Source organism: Polyangiaceae bacterium (assembly GCA_016715885.1).
Lineage (GTDB): Bacteria > Myxococcota_A > Polyangia > Polyangiales > Polyangiaceae > Polyangium.
Window position 1 is genome coordinate 246,733 of sequence record JADJXL010000022.1, and the last position, 14,237, is coordinate 260,969.

At 61.6% G+C, this 14,237-nt stretch carries 15 protein-coding genes; 3 read left to right on the top strand and 12 right to left on the bottom strand.

The window, feature by feature from the left end; all coding sequences use genetic code 11:
- Positions 1–50: 50 nt before the first annotated feature.
- The 10 genes from IPM54_33120 to IPM54_33165 form a co-directional block, all read right to left on the bottom strand.
- Positions 51–398: a helix-turn-helix transcriptional regulator gene (locus IPM54_33120; protein ID MBK9264614.1), complete on the bottom strand. Its 348-nt coding sequence runs from the start codon at positions 396–398 to the stop codon at positions 51–53.
- A gap of 256 nt (positions 399–654) precedes the next feature.
- Positions 655–1,209, bottom strand: coding sequence for a hypothetical protein (locus tag IPM54_33125; GenBank protein MBK9264615.1), 555 nt, complete (start codon positions 1,207–1,209; stop codon positions 655–657).
- A gap of 73 nt (positions 1,210–1,282) precedes the next feature.
- Positions 1,283–1,795 carry a gamma-glutamylcyclotransferase gene (locus IPM54_33130; protein ID MBK9264616.1) on the bottom strand — a complete coding sequence of 171 codons (513 nt, stop codon included), beginning with the start codon at positions 1,793–1,795 and terminating at the stop codon, positions 1,283–1,285.
- A gap of 62 nt (positions 1,796–1,857) precedes the next feature.
- On the bottom strand, positions 1,858–2,385 hold the full coding sequence (locus IPM54_33135; GenBank protein MBK9264617.1) for a hypothetical protein: 528 nt from the start codon (positions 2,383–2,385) through the stop codon (positions 1,858–1,860).
- An 81-nt stretch (positions 2,386–2,466) separates the two neighbouring features.
- Positions 2,467–2,811 (bottom strand): hypothetical protein, encoded by a 345-nt coding sequence (locus tag IPM54_33140; protein MBK9264618.1) that lies wholly within the window; start codon positions 2,809–2,811, stop codon positions 2,467–2,469.
- A gap of 15 nt (positions 2,812–2,826) precedes the next feature.
- A complete protein-coding gene (locus IPM54_33145; protein ID MBK9264619.1) occupies positions 2,827–3,222 on the bottom strand; it encodes a hypothetical protein in 396 nt (131 codons plus the stop codon).
- On the bottom strand, positions 3,219–4,640 hold the full coding sequence (locus IPM54_33150; protein ID MBK9264620.1) for a hypothetical protein: 1,422 nt from the start codon (positions 4,638–4,640) through the stop codon (positions 3,219–3,221). The genes IPM54_33145 and IPM54_33150 overlap by 4 nt, the downstream gene beginning before the upstream one ends.
- Before the next feature lie 806 nt (positions 4,641–5,446).
- The gene (locus tag IPM54_33155; protein MBK9264621.1) at positions 5,447–5,500 is read right to left on the bottom strand and encodes a hypothetical protein; all 54 of its coding nucleotides are present in this window, start codon (positions 5,498–5,500) and stop codon (positions 5,447–5,449) included.
- Positions 5,501–6,263: 763 nt separating this feature from the next.
- Positions 6,264–6,995 (bottom strand): hypothetical protein, encoded by a 732-nt coding sequence (locus IPM54_33160; GenBank protein ID MBK9264622.1) that lies wholly within the window; start codon positions 6,993–6,995, stop codon positions 6,264–6,266.
- Entirely contained in the window at positions 6,992–9,955 is a 2,964-nt protein-coding gene (locus IPM54_33165) for an SAM-dependent DNA methyltransferase (GenBank protein ID MBK9264623.1), read from the bottom strand. Before IPM54_33165 ends, IPM54_33160 begins: the two co-directional genes overlap by 4 nt.
- Before the next feature lie 227 nt (positions 9,956–10,182).
- Between IPM54_33165 and IPM54_33170 the strand changes: the two genes are divergently transcribed.
- Together IPM54_33170 and IPM54_33175 are read left to right on the top strand one after the other, a co-directional pair.
- Positions 10,183–11,166, top strand: a complete 984-nt coding sequence (locus IPM54_33170; protein MBK9264624.1) for a tetratricopeptide repeat protein — start codon at positions 10,183–10,185, stop codon at positions 11,164–11,166.
- Positions 11,167–11,266: 100 nt separating this feature from the next.
- Positions 11,267–11,662 (top strand): cupin domain-containing protein, encoded by a 396-nt coding sequence (locus tag IPM54_33175; GenBank protein MBK9264625.1) that lies wholly within the window; start codon positions 11,267–11,269, stop codon positions 11,660–11,662.
- Positions 11,663–11,717: 55 nt separating this feature from the next.
- Here IPM54_33175 and IPM54_33180 read toward each other — a convergent pair whose 3' ends face one another.
- Together IPM54_33180 and IPM54_33185 are read right to left on the bottom strand one after the other, a co-directional pair.
- Positions 11,718–11,903: a hypothetical protein gene (locus IPM54_33180; protein ID MBK9264626.1), complete on the bottom strand. Its 186-nt coding sequence runs from the start codon at positions 11,901–11,903 to the stop codon at positions 11,718–11,720.
- Between the two features lie 88 nt (positions 11,904–11,991).
- Positions 11,992–12,693, bottom strand: a complete 702-nt coding sequence (locus tag IPM54_33185) for a hypothetical protein (GenBank protein ID MBK9264627.1) — start codon at positions 12,691–12,693, stop codon at positions 11,992–11,994.
- A gap of 322 nt (positions 12,694–13,015) precedes the next feature.
- Here IPM54_33185 and IPM54_33190 point away from each other — a divergent pair, with 322 nt between their 5' ends.
- The gene (locus IPM54_33190) at positions 13,016–14,149 is read left to right on the top strand and encodes a DUF2341 domain-containing protein (GenBank protein ID MBK9264628.1); all 1,134 of its coding nucleotides are present in this window, start codon (positions 13,016–13,018) and stop codon (positions 14,147–14,149) included.
- The last annotated feature ends 88 nt before the right edge of the window (positions 14,150–14,237 follow it).

Here is a 14,237-nt window from a genome sequence, read left to right on the forward strand (position 1 = left end):
GGTCGTGTCAACCGTCACCGCATCGAACCATCCACCATTGTCGCATGCTGCTACGCCGACCCCTTCGACCGCCGATATCCTCGCGACATGAGCTCACCTGCGATTCGCTGGAACTCGGTTTTCGGCATGTCCCGGTATTGCTCGAGCAGCTTGGCCATCGGGTCTTCGTCGGGACACATCAGCAGAACTGCAGGGTGGACATTGAAGGCGCGCGCGACGCGTTCCACGAGCTCGGTCGTGATTTCCTCGCGACCTTCCTGAATGACCATGACCTCCGTCGAGGAAAGGTCGGCCGCCTTGGCCAGCTCTTCGACCGACAAACCTCGGGCCACGCGAAATTCGTGGATTCGTGCGGCCACTTTCGTTGCCAACACTGCGGGGCTCGGTCGCACCTTCATCGCTCACGTCCTCTCGATGGCCCCAAAACGCGCCGGCCACCTTGCATGTGTGTGTAGCACGAGTTTGTCGGCGGAGGGAAAAAATTTCGCGAGGAAAAACCCGAGGCTTCTGGTGAGAGCGACTACTCGTCGAATTGGTAATCGCGCAACGAATCGCGCGGATACGTTGCGTCCATGAAGAATGGCGCGCGCCGCGGAGATTCGTGGACCATTGGCGTCGCGGCGTGATGATTGCACAGCAGCGAATATGCGTGCTTCAACACCCGGCCACGTTCACATCCACGTCGAAAACGACATCCGCAATGACCGTCGTCTCTTGCAGCGGCCTTTTGCCTTTCACCGACGCTGTCATGCTCATCCTCGGCGCAATCACGTAGGGCGCCAGATCCAGCGTCGCCTCGGTGACGAGCTCGATGGTCGTCTGGCCCTTGGGGACGGGATCGAGTTTCGCGACGATGGCTTTGGGTTGCCCCTCGGTTTCGACGCTGAACGAGATGGATTCGATGAAATCGAAGGTTTGTCCAGCCGGAGCCTTGATGGTGAGCGAAAAACTCTTCACGTGCACCGAATCGACGTCGTCCTTCGTGACGCCTTGATTGTCGAGCTCCTGCGTGAGGTCGATGGTATCGAGCCCCCAGAAGGCGAGAGGTCCGATCAGTTCGTCGAGAATGGTCGCAGCGGGAATTTTGGCTTCGGCGTCGATGGGGATTTCAAAGTTGTCGACGTTGTTGCATGACGCGAGCACGAAAGCTCCGAGCGCACAAAACAGCGAGCGGCGATTCATCGAGGGGAGGGTCGTGGATGAAGTCATGGCCCTACTCTAACGCAACCGAATGCAAAAACAGAGCACTCTGTGCGACAATGTGCTGCTATTCGATGCGCGATCATGTAAGATGCCGCGCGATTTCCTCGACGTGAGGGTCGTGGATATCGAGGTTCCGGAGCGCGTCGCGGAGAGCGAGAACATAATCGGCATTCGCGCCGCTCGGGCCTCGGCTGCGACGTACCCAGGCGGCAATATCGGTTTCGTCGAGCGGGCCCAAAAAGTGAGGATTGCCCGGGCGAGCCACGTACACGATGGCTTCGGCGAATGAGTTACCGTGCGGCGCATCGAAAACCGGCAAAAGGAGCCGCTCGAAGCCGGCTTGTTCGCGCACGTCGAGCTCGGCGAGGATCGCATCGGTATCGCGTGCGGCAATTTGGTACGCGCAGCCTCCGCAAAATGCGTCGGGCGCGGCGATGAGCGTCGCGACGCGCCCGGGCGCTTCGGGCACGCCGCGATGATCGGGCGATCCTTGCCAGAAGCGGCGCATGTAGCCGGGCAGAAATGCGCGCCGGCGGTCGATATGCGAAAACGATGGCCGGAAAATGAGCGAGCCGTAGGCGAAGATCCACATGCGAGCGTGCGCGGGTATAGCACGGAATCGCGAAACGGCCGTAGCAAAACCTGCGTGCGGCGTCAGGGCAATTCGAGGGGCACTTCCACGTATATGTTATTGCCTTGCGGCGAGATCGAGATTTCCGGCAAGGTGCGCGTCACGCATTGGGTCACGTCGGGGCGCGACGTTTGTCGATCTTCCGATATCCCGCGGGAGATCACTTTGCCATGGGTGTCGAACGTGAAATTCAACGTGAGCTTCACGTTTTTGGGCTCGGGCTTCGTCGCCAGCGAAGGCGCGAGGCACTTCGCGATGAGCATCTTCTTGTTTTTTTCGAGGACGGCCGCAGCTTCCTTTGCCGCAGCGGCACCATCGACGGGTCGTGACGGCGGAGTCGGTTCTGTTCGAGCTCCGGGCGATGGCTCATTGGACGAGCTTGGGGCGGCGGATTCGGGGTTAGGCGCTGGTGCTGCCGATGTTGCGGCCGGCGCAGGCGCCGCGGGGGGAACTTCGTTTCTCCCACGCAGACCGAAAAAAACGCCAATGGCAACGATGACGCTGCCAATGAGAATGGCCGTCGGGGTCGATATCTTCGATTCTTGTGCCATGAGGAAGGGAGGCTAGTGCAGTGGGAGGCTGCGCGCGCCGGAATGGTTCGTTCCTTTCCGCCGCGCGCAGCCTGACCGTTGCTATTTGCCGCTCGTCGCGCCGATCAGGCCACCGCGCATGCGGTATCCCGAGCCCGAGACGTTGGTTTGCACCGGAGACGACTGTCCCAGGGTGAAAACCATCTTGTAGCCGGAACCGCTGACCGTGTGACCCGCATTGACGAATGCATGGCTCTGTTTGCCCGAGTCGCCGGTCATGCCGCCACCCGCGCCACCCGAGCCACCCGAGCCGCCCGAACCACCGGCTCCAGCCGAGCCGCCCGAACCCGGAGGCGGGGTCGTGGTCCCGTCATCGCTGCACCCGACGGCAACCACCATGGAGACCGTCGCGGCGAGGAGCATCGTTATCCAATTTTTTCGGTACACGAATCCTCCTTTCCGTCAGTTCGTGACCTGGACCCAGCCATTGACGTAGTCGTTGTCGTTGATGGCCTGTGTCCCGATGTTTTGAACGCAATAGCCAACAACCCACGTCCCTGCGCCAGGGACGATGGATGCCGATGCGGCGTACGTCATGCGCGTCGTGTTGAACTCCACGATCGAATACGCGCCACCCACGAAGTTCGTAATCGTGCCCCCGCCTGATGGCTGATAACAGAGCCCGACATACGCTGATCCGGTGCCCGTGCTGACGCCCAGCGGTGCTTCGGCAGCACCCGTGATGCGTTGTAGGTTACCGGTTGTGGTGACGGTCACTGTGGGCCCAACGAATACGTACGCGGCTGCGCCGCCCGCGATCGAGCTGCCCGCCCAGCCGTTGAACGTGCTTGTGCTCACGATGCCGGTTGCACCTTGTGGGCCTTGTGGACCCTGCGCGCCTTGCGGGCCTTGCGGGCCTTGCGCGCCTTGTGGACCCTGCGTGCCTTGTGGACCCTGCGCACCCGTAGCGCCTTGCGGACCTTGCGGGCCTTGCGCGCCCGTCGGGCCAATCGGGCCTTGCGGACCTTGCACGCCTTGCGGGCCTTGCGCGCCTTGCGCACCGGTCGGGCCAATCGGGCCAATCGGACCTTGCGCGCCGGTGGCGCCTTGCGGGCCTTGCGGACCTTGCGCGCCGGTAGCGCCTGTCGGGCCAATCGGACCTTGCGCGCCGGTCGGGCCAATCGGACCTTGCGCGCCGGTAGCGCCTTGCGCGCCGGTGGCGGACCTTGCGCGCCTTGCGGGCCTTGCGCACCGGTAGCGCCTTGCGGACCTTGCGCGCCGGTAGCGCCTTGCGCACCGGTAGCGCCTTGCGGACCTTGCGCGCCGGTAGCGCCTTGCGGGCCTTGCGGACCCTGTGCGCCCTGCGGGCCCTGTGCGCCGGTCGGGCCGATCGGACCTACCGGGCCTTCCGGACCTTGCGGACCCTGTGCGCCCTGCGGGCCCTGTGCGCCGGTCGGGCCGATCGGACCTACCGGGCCTTCCGGACCTTGCGGACCCTGTGCGCCGGTCGGGCCGATCGGACCTACCGGGCCTTCCGGACCTTGCGGACCCATTGCGCCGTCGGCCCCGGTCGGGCCCATCGGACCTTGCGGGCCTTCCGGACCCTGCGGACCCATTGCGCCATCGGCCCCGGTGGGGCCAATCGGGCCAATCGGACCTTGCGGACCCATTGCGCCATCGGCCCCGGTCGGGCCCATCGGACCTTGCGGACCCATTGCGCCATCGGCCCCGGTCGGGCCCATCGGACCTTGCGGACCCATTGCGCCATCGGCCCCGGTCGGGCCGATCGGACCTTGCGGACCCTGCGGACCCATTGCGCCATCGGCCCCGGTGGGGCCAATCGGACCTTGCGGACCCATTGCGCCATCGGCCCCGGTCGGGCCCATCGGACCTTGCGGACCCATTGCGCCATCGGCCCCGGTCGGGCCCATCGGACCTTGCGGACCCATTGCGCCATCGGCCCCGGTCGGGCCAATCGGACCCATTGCGCCATCGGCCCCGGTCGGGCCCATCGGACCTTGCGCGCCATCTGCCCCCGTTGGACCCGTCGGACCCATTGCGCCATCGGCCCCAGCCGGACCTTCCGGACCCGTCGGCCCCACCGCGCCATCGGCTCCGGTCGGACCAATGAGCCCCGTGGGATCGCCCACCCACTGACCCATGTCGTCAATGACCGTCACGCCATTGATCGAGACGCTCGTAGGCGTGATGTCTCCGATTGCATTTCCGGCCATGAGCGCATAGGGGACGCTGTTGATGGCCACGCGCGGGCTCATCTCGGGCTCGTCAGCCACCGCGATGGCAAGATACCGCACGCTGCCGTCGAAAACGCCCTTGAAGGGCACCGTCGCCCCAAGCTCCGTCGAGAAAAACCCCTCGTCGAAAGAAACCGAGATCGTCTCCGACCAGATGGGCACAAGCGCGTCGACGGTGTCGTAGATGTTGAACGTGAGGTCCCGCGTTCCCGTTACCGCAGCGCCGTCCGCGTCGAAAAGTCGCCCCTGTTGGGTCAATGTCTGCGGGACGTCTGCGGCGAATGCGCCTGCCGTGAGCGAGATGCAAGCCGCTGCGACGCAGCCAAGCAGACCCTTCCGCAAGAAAGTTCGTCTCATGAAACCATGCCTCCATACCGAGCCAAAACGATGAGCCGATGCAGCCAAACGCGGATAAAAGCACGGTTCGACTCCGCTTTTCAACCCTTTTCCTATGTCGCGTACGTGCTGCGGGCCCAAGCAACGTTCACATGACGGATGCCCCGCTTCGTGCGAGGGCATGGTTTTGCGAGCCGCAGGGAAGGCACGTGCGTGCAAATGCTCCGATGAACGTCCCACCACGAAAAATTCGTACGGTAGTTGCCTAAGCCCGCCATCCTGTCGTACCGTTTCCCCATGTCGTACAAATCCCTTACAACGCCGACGATGGTCACCATCACCGGCGCTTGGCTCGACAAGGAACACGAGCGACCGCTCATTGCGTCGCTGCCCAAGGCGGGCGCGCTGCTTTCATCCATCGACGCGGCACATTCGGGCTTGCTCAAAACGCAAAATACGACCGCCCAAGCGGCGGCCGACATCGTCGTCATTCAAAACGAGCAAGGCGAGCTCGATGTGCTCCACGATCGCAAAGCGCGCGGCAATTACAATTTGCTCGGCGCGCTCGCCGACCTTGCCGACGACCCCGACGACGCCGCCGCATACCTCGCCCTGCGCGACAAGCTTTTTCCCCACGGCCTGAAAATCGTCCAATGGAGCTACACGGACGAAGCCGGTGAAGCCAAGCTCGTCGAAGAGCGCCTTGGCAATGAGGACACGATTCTGCTGAAGAAGATCCCCGTGCCGAACGGTACGCTTTTCGACGCACACCGAGCGCGCGTCAAGGCGGGCAAGGAAATCGGCGAGCTGGAAAAGAAAAAGGCGATGCTCGCGTCGTTCACCGAAACGCAAGCGACGTCGGCCAGCGATGTCGTCCGCGCGCGAAACCATTGGATTCGCGTGGTCAGCGCATTCATCAAGGTGCTGGAGCTCGAAGACCTGAGCGACGCCGACATGGCGCGTATTCTCAATCCGCTTCGAGATGCCGAGCGCAAGGCTGATCAGCGCAATAACAAGACGGAAAGCAAGGTGGCTCGGGGCGTCGAAGCCACGAAACCGTCTGACACACCGGACGACCCGACAAGCTCGCCAACCGATTGACGCAAAGGCTCGGCCGAGCTGACCATTTCATGCTTCCCAACCATGGCAAGGCCAGCGTCTCCGGACATCGGCGTGGTTCGAACGACCGCGGACCGTGGGGACGCTGGCATCATGGCGGCTGAATTGACGACGGTGCGCGGAAGGGCCGACCCTTGGGTGGTTGGGCGGGTGCAGAGGCCCGCCTGGCGAGGCATGGGCCAGTCGAACTTACCCGGCCCCTGCTGGTCGATCCAGCGTCTTGGCGGTGGTCGATGGGACGGTCTCGCCCGCCGCTGGCTGAAGCCTCGCATCGAGCCAGACGTGCGCCAGCTCAATGGTAACACACGGCGGATCGACCATACTTCGGTCGTGTATTGTATAGAGCAGGTCGATGTCCGTAGGGTGGGCACGAACGATGGCATTGCCGAGCAACGACTTCAAGGTTGCAAAAGGGTGCCTGCCATCGCGAACATATGCGACCATCAACCCTGATGACATGCTCTTCGCATAACGACCATCGACGAAGCGTGCGACTCCGTCGCGACAATATACGCCGGGAGAGTGATCGGACGTCGGTTCGACAATCTTGCATTCGGCAAAGAGGCCCCATTCGCCGATATGCGTCACTTCGCGCGGTGTGCTCTTCGGCTGGAAAGTTAGATCAGGTGATTGTCGGAACGAGGCTCCAGCCGATCGCTGCTGGCCGCTACGCACGACTTTGCCGAACAGACGCAGCATGTGAGCGCGGCGTCGTCCTTTGGGTTGTTGGTTGAGCAGGTCCTCGATCTCGTTGGTGATCTCCTCCTCTCCGGCGTTCATCGGGTCCACCGTGGTTTCCTCACGCAATCGCGACCACGCCCAGCGCAGCGCGTCGATCACCGCCGTTCGCAGGGTTTCAGGAATGTCTGGCTGGGGCGGAATCACTCGGACAGGGTGGGACAAAGGGGTGCGTGTGCTCACGGGATCTTCTCCGAAAGCAACGCGAGCGCGAGGATCCGCGCGCGAGTGGGCGTCCAATACCGGTAGTGCTTCAAGATCGAGACGAACGTGGTCATCGGATCGAGGCGCACCGTCACGAGCGTGGCGCCCGATTCATCGGCTTCTTCGAGGATGGACTGCCAGGGGATCTCGGCATCATCAGGATCTCGCTTGCGGTTCTTGATTCGATCGACCTGAAGTACACCCCAGGGGCCAGCTTTCACGTCGGCCCGAAGTCGGACATGAGCCCGCTGCCCGGAAGCTTCGAGGACGTTCGTCAGCTCTTCTTCGAGCGTCGCCGCAAATGTGTTCAATTCGGCTTCATTGGGCGGACGCACGCCATTGCGTCGCTGTTCTGCATAAGGAAGCGAAGTCTCGAGCGTGTCGCGAATACTGTCGCGCTCGACGTCATCTAGTTCGTAGAGGTCGAACACGAGGTCATCGATTTGCCCTTGAAGCGTTTTCGACCAGCCATGGTCCCACAGGATATCGGACAATTTCAACGCAACCTTGCGCTGCTGTCGCGTGAGGTGGTCGTACGGGATGACCGGGAAGGCTTTCAATGTTTGGAGACGATAGCGATCACGCTCGACGCCAAAGCATCCGTCGGTCATGAGCGCAAAAAAGAGAAAGGCACGCGATTGAAGCAGCAGTTGCAGCCATCGCGCTTGCTCGAGGCCGTCTTCGACAACCGCAAACGAAGCAGCAAACCATGAAGACGAGAACGTGAGGTCTTGCTCTGAAATCGACGTACGTGAGAGCGCTGGATTTGCCGGCGGGGATTCCTTCACGAGCAGTAGTGGCTCGGTGCATTCCTGTCGCGTAGGCTCTCGATGAATCAGTTTTTCCGTGAATGGCGGCAGAATGCTTGCGTTGATGCGATATCCCTGAATAGGTTGTTCCGGCGACTCTTTTGCCCGTTTCTGGTCGCTGACGAGATCTGGGAGACCAAGAAGCTTGCTCGGAAACGCGCGACTCGCAATCTCATATCCACGCCTCAACGAAGTCCCGATAGACGCCAAGTGTTTCTCTAGGGTCAGACGCCCATCGATGAGCTTCGTCAGCACACCATGATCGAAGGAGGACCCACGAAACCGCAGCTTGAGAAGCCATGGGCTGGCGAAGGCGCTCTGCACGCCGACGAGCTCCGCGTCGCTCCAGTCGATTCGCATTCGCCGTTGCTTCTTCTGCGATTCTTCGCTCAACGCAGGGCTTACGAATTGAAAGGCAGCATCGGGACCCGATGGCACCGCGTTCCGCGCAAAGACGATGGCGAATGGCGCACGGCTCCCAGGCCAAACCGAGGTTTCTCGCAACGCCGAGGCATTCAGGATCCCCGTGATTTGCACCATTTCGAGCAAGTCGCGTCGTGCTTCGTCGCGCGCCTCCCCGGGGAACAACCATCTGGCATGGGTGATCAGGGCAATCTGCGCGCCGGGTCGGGCCCATTCCATGGCACGGTAAACGAAGGGAATGTCGGGGTACGTGTCGGGGAGGGTGAACGACATGCTTCGAGCCTCTCCGAGGCGCTCCTTGACGAGCCCACGCGTGTCTTCCGTCCAGCGTTTTTTCGCTGTAGCTGTGTGCTTCGCGCTCCAAGGCGGATTGCCAATCACCAGGTCGAAGCGATTCCGGAACGCCGCCTCGACTGGAGCAAGGCTCCCTTGCTCGGAGCCTCCTTCGCGCTGGAACAGCGCATTGTCGCGTAAGGGGTGCTCGAACTTGAGCAGCGACAGGGGGCGGGGCCTTTCCTCTGGATCGAGCTCGATGGCCGTCAGATACAGCGCCAGCTCGGCGAGACGCAATGCAGAGTCGTTGATGTCGAAGCCCGTGAGTTGTTCGTGAAGGATTCGGCGAATGGTGTCGCGAGCCGGTCGTCGCTTGGTCTGCGCCCATTCCCGTGCGACCAGTGCACGAAAGACGGCGACGAGGAAGACGCCGGCACCGGCAGCCGGATCCAGCACCGTGGGGCGTTTGATGCCTTCGAGCGAGGCGAGGGCTTCATCCACCATGAATTCGGCGATGTGCCGCGGCGTGTAAAAGATGCTCTCCTGCTCGGCTGTCGCGGCATCTTCATCGTGCGCGAAAGCTTCGTATACCTCGCTCAGAAGGCCCACCGGGACATGCGCGAAGTTCACGTCCTTCCACTGCGAAGGGAGATCGAGCTGAAGTTGTCCCTCCGCCGTGGCTGCATGCGCGATATTGCCAACCACCTGTTCGTAAACCACTTCGGGGATCGACCTAGCCCGTCCCTTCGTTCGAAATCGCAGAAGGCCCCCGTTGAACGTGCGGTCGAGCCATTCGAATGTGGCGATCGCACGCGCCCTACTTGACAAACAGTCAGCGAGGCTCGTGGCGGTCGGGTCGTTGCAGACCTCGCCGGGGTCGATGCCTTCGAGGAGGTTGCGATCGATGAGGAACCGCCAGAACAGTGCCCGCCCCACGAGTGAAAGCGCATCGTGAGCGTCGACGTGTGCGCTTTGCCCAAGGGTCTTGGCGTTCTGAATGGAGTCTCGCAGCAGCTTGCGCAGCGCATTTCGTACAGGAGCTACCTCATCCGGCGGCGGGGCGTGTAGGAGCGTTGGAATACGGAGCCGGCCCTCCGGAAGATCCGCAAGCGGGGCCGGCACGGGCCCCGTACCAAGCACGGCGGGGTAAACGTCGAGGCGACCAGGGCGAACGACCGCAATGAAGTCGGCATCGCCGCGAAACGCGATGCGTCGCACCCAGGGCACGAGGTCGAGCCCGCACGGTTTTCGCTCGTCGAAGACATAAGCGCGAGGTTGGCCCTGGGACTCGAGCACCATCGCGGGACGATCGTTCGTTGGGCTGCGCAAGAGATCGACATATCGGAGAGTGCGCGGCTCAGCGCTGGCGAGCGCGAGGAGCTGTCCTTGCGCCACGCCGTACTGTTCCAGTTGCTCTACGAGTCCATCCAACACGGCGGCATCTTCCACTAGAACCTACACAGAAATCAACAGTGACGGAGAGATTGTCATCCGTTCGCGCTAGGCAACCGCTTTGGTCGGCATGCGCCCTGTCTAGCATCTCCCTCGTGATAGTGGGTTTCACGTCGTCGCAGCCAGGTCGACTTGTCGACACTGGCACGCAAATCACGGTCAACCGAATTCCCTTGCGCAATTGTGACGCTTGAACTACCCATCACGCCATGATTACGTTTCGCGGTGCGGTTTTTGCTCTGACTTTCGTCTTGGCGACGGTCATGCTTCCGGGGGCTTCGCACGCGAATGATACCAATGCAGAAGAGAAGGCGCGAGTCCTCTTCGATGCGGGGAAAACCGCGCGTGAGGCCAAGGATTACGCGACCGCGCTGCGGCTATTTCGCGAATCGCACGAGACGTTTCGATCCGCTTCGCTCGACGCGCTCGTCAATATGGCGGATTGCGAGAATGCGCTCGGAAAAACCGCAGCAGCGTACCTTCATTACAGCCAATTTTTGCGCAATGTCAAAGTGCGAGACAATCGCGTCACCGAAGTGACCGACGTCATGGCCGCGATGATGAAAGCGGGTCCGTGGATTCGCATCGCTGGACGTGACACGTTCGCGCCGAATGTCGTGGTGCGCGTCGACGGCGTGGTACTTGGGCCAATCGCAAAAGCCCCCGAGGAAATTCCTGCCGAGCCTGGTGAACACATCGTTGTGATTACGGCTCCTCATGAACCAGAACGCAAAATCGCCGTGACCGTCGAGTTGGGCAAGCACCATGACGTGGATGTTCGCTCCAAGCTTTCAGCCGGAGGAGGCAACGAGAAACAACCGACGCGTATTCCGCATTGGGTTCGTCCCGTTGGAATCATTCTTGGCGGTACGGGTGGTCTAAGCAGTTTGATGGTAGGTGCGGGTTTTGCGGGAGGAGCCGTCAGCCTGAACGACGCGCTCGAAAAGGATTGCGCCAAGGACGACGGCAATGGGGCGACCTGCGACGCGGCAAAGGTACCTGATCTGGAAGCGCGCAGGGCCGAGGGCACACGGTTGACGACGACGGCGACGGCTTTGTTCGTGGTGGGTGGAGCACTGACGACAGCGGCCGTCGTACTGATCCTCGCGGGCCGTTCGCAGCCGAATGACGTCGCATTCGCACCGCTGGTTTTGCCGGGTGGCGGCGGAGTATTGATGGGCGGGCGATTCTGAAGTTGCAATCCACGTGTCATCAGTACAAGTACATCCGTTGTCGAACGGCCGACGCAGTCATCCTGGACGCATCGCGGCCAGGGCAAGAAGGAGTGATTTTGTGAAGGGATATGTGGACAACATCGAGAAAGCGACCGAGGAAAACAACGATTTTCGCCGAGTGCTCTACACCGGTCACAACTTGCAGTTGGTGCTGATGGCGATCCAGCCCGGCGACGAGATCGGGAAGGAAGTGCATGACGACCGCGACCAATTCTTCCGCATCGAATCGGGCACCGGCGAAGTCTGGATCGACGGCGTCTGCCACAAGGTGAAGGCGGATGACGGCATCATCGTGCCGCAAGGCGCCGAGCACAACGTCGTGGCGACGGGGACCGAGCCGCTGCGACTCTACACGATCTACGGCCCGCCCGAGCACATCGACGGCACGGTGCACAAGACCTGCGCGGAAGCGAAGGCCTCGCACGAGCACTTTGACGGGCGCACGACCGAATAGCCGGGCATGAACAACCTCAATGCCCACCGCCGCCGCGATCTTCGGCGTCGATGAATCATTTCCCCATGCTCTGGTCCACGCGGTACTTCTGCTGGAACGTATATTCATACCGCCCCATGTCGTCCTGCGAGCGCCCATTACCTGTAATCGTCCACGGAGACAAACCCGAGCTATAGGTCCCCATGAGGCGCGCGGAGAGGATATGGCCCTTGTGGGCACGTACCTCGAACCTTCCGTGCATGGCGCACGCGATGGCGAATCATCGAGGTCCCGGTGGCCAATGCTCGAAGCTCCGATGGGCGATGATCGCACGATACGCGGTTCGACCTTCAGAATGAATAACCGAGGCCCGTGCTCAAGGCCCGTTCTCCGGCGGGTATGTATTCGATGAATGCGTCGAACCCCATGGGGATTGCGACGGCCAACCCCACACCGACCTGAAACTTGTACCTATCGGTGCCGACCACGTCTTTGCCGTCGATCTGCCACCAGATGGGGCCTCCGAATCCACGAACGACCGCATACGGGTTGATTCCTGGCATATACGTGATTCCTGCGACGATACTGAGACGTATGTCACCGGCGAGATAACCAACGTTCGGCGAATCATCCTTTACGCCTTGCGTATTGGCGCCGGCAAAAGCCAGCGTTCCGCCCACCAAGACAAATGGCTTCCAACCGCTGCCAGCGACGGCGCGATACGATGCCGAAATGCCCGCCGACCAGCCAGGACCAAATACATGACGATCCTGCCCGACCTTCAGCATTCCGGTGACGATTCCACCGGCGGCAGCCTGCAATGTCCATTTCTCCGACACGCGGCGCTCGATCGTAGCCAGAAGAGCGCGGCGATCGATATCGACGTTCGTTCTCCCGTCGAATCTGAGCGTCGATTCGGCGTGACCGATGACGATACTCGCGCGATATAGCTTGCTCGCAGTCGCTCGCTTCGGCTTCGTTTCGTTTTTCGGCGAAACGCCGTTGGATGGCAAAACGTCGACGGTTGTGAGATCGTCATTGCAAGAAGTCATGCCCGTCGGACCGACGGCTGCTGCGACACCTCAGGCCCGCGCGTCCCGCGTACCGACATGAAAAGAAATGGCCAATGCGGCGAATGCAACGAAGAACGATCTGTCACGCATCGAGTCTACCCACGAGATACATATCACGGAAAGTGCCTTGGGCGAACAAACATCCATTTCCGAACCCCGAACCATGCTTGTCAAGGGGTGCAGCTCACCACTGGCGCATGATCACGCAAAGCTGCGTCTCTCCACGCCGCGCCTGACGCCCCGAGCGTCGAGCGCGGGAAAACACTGGATTCGAGGAGCGGGCGTGCGGCATCATCGCTTCATGTCTTTCCACAAATTCTTGCTTGTCCTCCTCGGCGCTTGCGGCGCGTGTACGCTCGCTTCAGCGTGCACGTACCAGTTGCCCACGATGGAACAAGGGGGCGCAGGTGGAGGGATGCCCGTGGACTGGTGGGACGCAGCGTGGGCCCACCGAATCCGGATCACGTTTCAGAACGCGGGCGGCGAGGCCCTGGCCGACTTTCCCGTGATGGTCCGGCTCGACGGAATGCGCATGCCAAACGCGCAAGCATCGCCCAGCGGCGCGGACCTACGCTTCGTCGACGACGATGGGCAAACGATTCTGCATCACGAGATTGATCGCTGGAAGCCCGGGAGCGAATCGTTCGTATGGGTGCGGGTCCCGAACATCGACGCGACGAATACCGATCACATATGGCTTTATTATGGCAATCCGGAGGCGACGGGCGTGGAGGACGCGGCGGCCGTGTGGAATGGCTTCATCGGCGTGTATCACCTTTCGCCAAGCGACGGCATGCCGACGCAATTCCCCGATAGTGCCGGCGTGAAAACCGGCGGCTGGTTCAATGGTCAGGCGGGTGCGATCGTTGCCGGGCCGATCAACCACGCCATTGGCCTCGATGGAGTCCGGTTCGTGCACATCGGGACGAACAACAACGTGGCTGCCAACCCGGGTCAAGCACGTACGGTCGAAGCGTGGATGAACGCTTCGCAGTTACAGGAGCAGGCCGTCGTGTACGAGGAGGGCGAATGCGTGGGGTGGTATTTGGGTATGAACGCAAAGGGCCATTACTTGGGGAATTTCATTACCGACCCGGTCCTTCCCCTCTGCGGCGCTGGAACCAGCGATTACGCGGTGACGACACCGGCATCGGCGGGGACATGGCATTACGTGGCCCTCGTCGTTGATCGCCCCGGCCTCGAAATGCGCCTCTTCGTGGATGGGATCTTTGCGAAATCAACCCCCATCAACAATATGGAGATCGCCGATGGGAACGGTGTTTTCAGGATCGGCAGCGATTACGATGGCGGCGCGGGAACGTTCGTTGGCTCCATCGACGAAGTGCGGGTTTCGAGCAGCGCGCGTAGTGCCGGGTGGATCGCAGCTCAGCACAAATCCATGACGGATCATTTTCTCAGTTTCGAAGCTGAGTAAATCCGCGTATGCACCCAACATCCCGAAATTCTTGTGTATCCGGGCAACTCGTGAGACGCTCGGATGCACGGCGGAGCTTGCACGGCGA